2 protein-coding genes and 2 pseudogenes are annotated in these 4,239 nt (G+C 63.5%); 3 read left to right on the top strand and 1 reads right to left on the bottom strand.

Annotation, left to right across the window (positions count from 1 at the left end; all coding sequences use genetic code 11):
* Positions 1-944: AAA family ATPase (locus AHiyo1_RS06080; RefSeq protein WP_059387940.1), on the bottom strand; the 944-nt coding region annotated here is incomplete at its 3' end.
* 187 nt (positions 945-1,131) lie between these two features.
* On the opposite strand from AHiyo1_RS06080, the pseudogene AHiyo1_RS06075 reads away from it, so the two are divergent.
* The 3 genes and pseudogenes from AHiyo1_RS06075 to rsmA form a co-directional block, all read left to right on the top strand.
* Positions 1,132-2,015 (top strand): annotated as a pseudogene (locus AHiyo1_RS06075) (TatD family hydrolase).
* Positions 2,016-2,281: 266 nt separating this feature from the next.
* Entirely contained in the window at positions 2,282-3,433 is a 1,152-nt protein-coding gene (locus AHiyo1_RS06070) for a resuscitation-promoting factor (RefSeq protein ID WP_059387941.1), read from the top strand.
* Positions 3,434-3,540: 107 nt separating this feature from the next.
* Positions 3,541-4,239, top strand: a pseudogene (rsmA, locus tag AHiyo1_RS06065) (16S rRNA (adenine(1518)-N(6)/adenine(1519)-N(6))-dimethyltransferase RsmA); the annotation flags it as partial.

The raw sequence follows: 4,239 nt of genomic DNA, 5'->3' as shown, positions 1-4,239 counted from the left end.
GACTCAGCGACGGAAATGACGTCGTCGGGAAGGACGAAATCCCTGCCGTCAAGGGCGGCCGTCGCTTTGGCCGCCCGCAGTAGTTGCAGCAGGGAACGGGGGCTGGCTCCGAGGCGCAGGCGTGCGCTGTCGCGCGTGGCCCGGCCCAAGGCAACCGTATATTCCTTGACCGATTGGGAAACGTAAACCTGCTGTACCGTGGCGATCATCGCGGCTACGTCCGCGGAAGTGACCACAGGGGTGACTTTGGCGAGGGGTGAGACAGCCTGATGCGTCTCGAGCATCTCGATCTCCGAGAGCTTGTCGGGGTAGCCCATTGAGATGCGGGCCATGAAACGGTCCCGCTGCGCCTCCGGCAACGGATACGTTCCTTCCATCTCGATGGGATTCTGCGTCGCGACAACCATGAACGGTTCGCCCAGCTGGTACGAATGGCCGTCCACTGTCACCTGGTGTTCCTCCATGCATTCGAGGAGGGCGGACTGCGTCTTCGCGGAGGCGCGATTGATTTCGTCGCCGATCACGATGTTGGCGAACACCGCACCCATCCGGAACTCGAACTGCCGCGAGGACTGGTTGTAGATGGAGACGCCCGTGACATCCGAAGGAAGCAGGTCCGGGGTGAACTGGATACGGCTGACCTTGCAATCGATGGTCCGGGCGAGGGTCTTGGCGAGCAGCGTCTTGCCAACGCCCGGCACGTCCTCCACCAACAGGTGGCCTTGGGCGAGGAGCACGGTGAGGGCAAGCGTGGCGGCCTCGGCCTTGCCGTCGATCACTTTGTTGATGGCCGCCAGGATCTTCTCGCTGGCAGCATGGAATTGCCCAGGATCCATGACGCTCGGCTTGTGCCCGTTAAGGGACTCGCGCTCAGGCGGCAAGGCAACCACGGCCTCGCCCCGTAGCAACTCTTCGTCAACGGTGCCGTGTCGCTTTGAGTCCATGGACAATCCCCTCAGCCATGACAGAAACCCCAGCCGGGCCGCGGTGCCCTGGCCGGATATACCGCCTTTTGTACCAGACTACCCAGCCTAGGGCCGCCGCAGACAGAGGCATGTTCTTGAGGAATGGATACACGGGGGATTAGCTCGCGGTCCGGAAGGCATCAGCAGGGAAAGATAGGGTGGATCCATGTGCAATTCCCTCCCACCGGCTTCCTACCGCGCAACTGAAACCGGCGATTCCCGCAAGGAATACCCGCCCGCTCCCGAACCGCTGCCGGTCCCCGTGATGGACAACCACACGCACCTCGATTTCCGGCACGGCCTGCTCGAAGTAGCCGTCGCGGATGCTTTGGACGCGGCCGAAGCGTGGGGGTCCAGGGCGCCGTGCAGGTAGGTTGCGACCTCGAGTCATCGCGGTTCACGGTCCAGGCGCTGGACGCGGACCGGCGGCTCCTCGGAGCTGTCGCGATCCACCCCAACGATGCCCCCGTGTACGCGGGACGCGGAGAGCTGGAATCGGCGCTCGCGGAAATCGAGGAGCTTGCGGCGCATCCTCGCGTTCGTGCGATCGGTGAGACCGGCCTTGATTTCTACCGCACCCATGGCGACGGCCTGGTGCACCAGCGCCATTCGTTCCGCCGCCACATCGATATTGCGAAGCGGCTGGACCTCACCCTCCAGATCCACGACCGTGACGCGCATGACGACGTCGTCCAGGTTCTCCGGGAGGAGGGGGCCCCGGAGCGGGTGGTGTTCCATTGCTTCTCGGGCGATGAAGAACTGGCGCGGATCTGTAACCTGAACGGCTGGTACATGTCCTTTGCGGGCACCATGACGTTCAAGAACGCCGCAAATCTGCGGGACGCGCTGGCCATCGCGGATCCGGAACTGGTGCTCGTCGAAACGGATTCCCCGTTCCTCACGCCGCACCCCTACCGGGGCCGTCCGAACGCGAGCTACATGGTGCCGTACACCGTTCGTTCCATGGCCGAAGTGACCGGAACCGAGCTTTCCACGCTGTGCTCGCAACTGGCCCAAAACACCGTCGCAACGTACGGTTCCTGGGACTGAGCCGAATCCGGTTTACATACCCAGTATGTAAAAATCTTGGTCACTTTATAACGCTTCGGTTACAGTGGGTAACCAGTAGCCGGGGTCGGGGAAGGCCTTCGGACAACTAACTCCGTTCGCAATTGGTGTTTTCAGTTGAATTGAGTGTGGCGGCGCACAACTCCGCTGCAGTCCTCCAGCATGCTTCGGCAGGCATCCGGGACCGCGGCAGGAGGCCCCTGTGCGCTTTTCCCCGTGCCCGGATGGTCCAAAAGTTACGGGCAAACATGGTTAAGTTCTTCACCACGGGCGGCAAGTTCAGTTTCGTCAAAGTCGGTGCGCAGCTGCTGGTGCTTTCGGCACTGGTGCTGGGAGTGGTTGCTTTTACAGGCAACAACAAATCAGTCACCCTCAACGTCGACGGCAAAGTGAGTTCCGTCCAGACCTTCGGCAACACCGTTGACCAAGTGGTCAAGGCAGCCAAGGTCGATCTGAAGGCTGAAGACCGGGTATCCCCGGCCTTGGACGCCTCGGTGCAGAACGGTTCCATCATCAACGTCAACCTGGCCAAGGCCGTCACCGTCAGCCTTGATGGCGCCCAGCGGACGGTCAACACCACCGCCCCCAACGTCGAAGGCCTCGTTTCCGAGCTCGGCGTCGCGAGCGCATCGGCCGTCTCGCAGCCGAAAGACACGCAGCTGGCCGTCTCCGGATCCTACGTTTCGATCCTGACCCCCAAGACGATCAGCCTGATTGTCGACGGTCAGAGTTCGGCAAAGACCACGACGGCGGCCGACGTGGGCACCGTCCTCAGCGATGCCGGCGTCTCGCTTGGCGCCAACGACCGGGTTTCGCAGCCCAATTCGGCTCCCGTTGTCCAGAACATGGTGATCAAGGTTTCGCGGGTGGACACCAGCAAGACCGCCACCGAGACCGAGAACGTCCCGTTCGACACGGTCACGACGGAAGACGCCACCCAGTTCAGCGACCAGAAGACGGTCACCCAGGAAGGGGTCCTCGGGCTGCTCAGCAAGACGTTCAAGCTCGTCCTGGTGGATGGCCGTGAGGCTTCCCGGACGTTGGTCTCCTCTGACGTCACCGTCAAGCCGGTCTCCGCGAAGGTAACGGTCGGAACCAAGGAACGCCCCAAGCCCGCACCTGCCGCAGCTGTTGCCTCCGGACCTACGGGTGCGCCGAACGAGGCAATGTGGGACAAGATCGCACAGTGTGAGTCCGGCGGGAACTGGGCCATCAACACCGGCAACGGCTACTACGGTGGCCTGCAGTTCGACATCCAGACCTGGATCGGTTCCGGCGGTGGCGCTTACGCTCCCAACGCCGCCGCCGCCAGCAAGGCCCAGCAGATCGACATCGCCAACCGCGTCTACGCGCAGCGCGGCCTGTCTCCGTGGGGCTGCGGATGGGCAGCATCCAGCTAGGCAAAAATGAACGTGGCCGGGTCCGGAATTTTTCGGGCCCGGCCTTTTCGCGTGCTGAAGCCAAGAGGCGGCGCTCCCGCCGGTCGCTCAGACGATACGATACCTAGGTGACTGAACCGAATTCCGAACCCGCCGCCGTCGCGCCCCTTCTGGGAGCTGCGGACATCCGACGCTCGCCGAGGAAATCGGTGTCCGCCCCACAAAGACCCTGGGCCAGAACTTCGTCATCGACGGCAACACGATCAGGAGGATCGTCTCCGCCGCCGGTATTGATCCCGAGGAAACCGTGCTGGAGGTCGGCCCCGGGCTGGGTTCGCTGACGCTCGGCCTGCTCGACGCCGCCAAGACAGTTGTCGCCGTCGAGATCGATCCCGTACTGGCCGGCAAGTTGCCGGAAACGGTGCGCACGTGGCGCCCGGAAGCCGTGGACGAATTCCACCTGGTCCTCTCCGACGCCATGAAGGTCACCGAACTTCCGGTTCAGCCGACGGCTCTCGTGGCCAACCTGCCGTACAACGTCGCCGTCCCCGTGGTCCTGCACCTGCTCCAACATTTCCCGAGCCTGCAACACGGGCTGGTCATGGTCCAGGACGAGGTGGCGGACCGGCTGGCCGCGGGGCCGGGCTCCAAGATCTACGGAGTCCCCTCGGTCAAGGCCGCCTGGTACGGCCACATGCGCAAGGCCGGCGTGATCGGCATGAATGTGTTCTGGCCGGCCCCCAAGATCCACTCCGGCCTGGTGTCCTTCACCCGCGGCGCGCCGCCAGCAACGCACGCCACGCGCGAACAGGTCTTCGCAGTCATCG

It is taken from the genome of Arthrobacter sp. Hiyo1, assembly GCF_001263615.2.
Taxonomy (GTDB): Bacteria; Actinomycetota; Actinomycetes; order Actinomycetales; family Micrococcaceae; genus Arthrobacter.
This window is presented reverse-complemented; position numbering and strand designations above follow the sequence as displayed.

What these genes read in the sequence shown, in the direction of transcription:
- AHiyo1_RS06070 (WP_059387941.1), top strand. Translation starts at nt 2,282, where the DNA reads ATGGTTAAGTTCTTCACCACGGGCGGCAAGTTCAGTTTCGTCAAAGTC.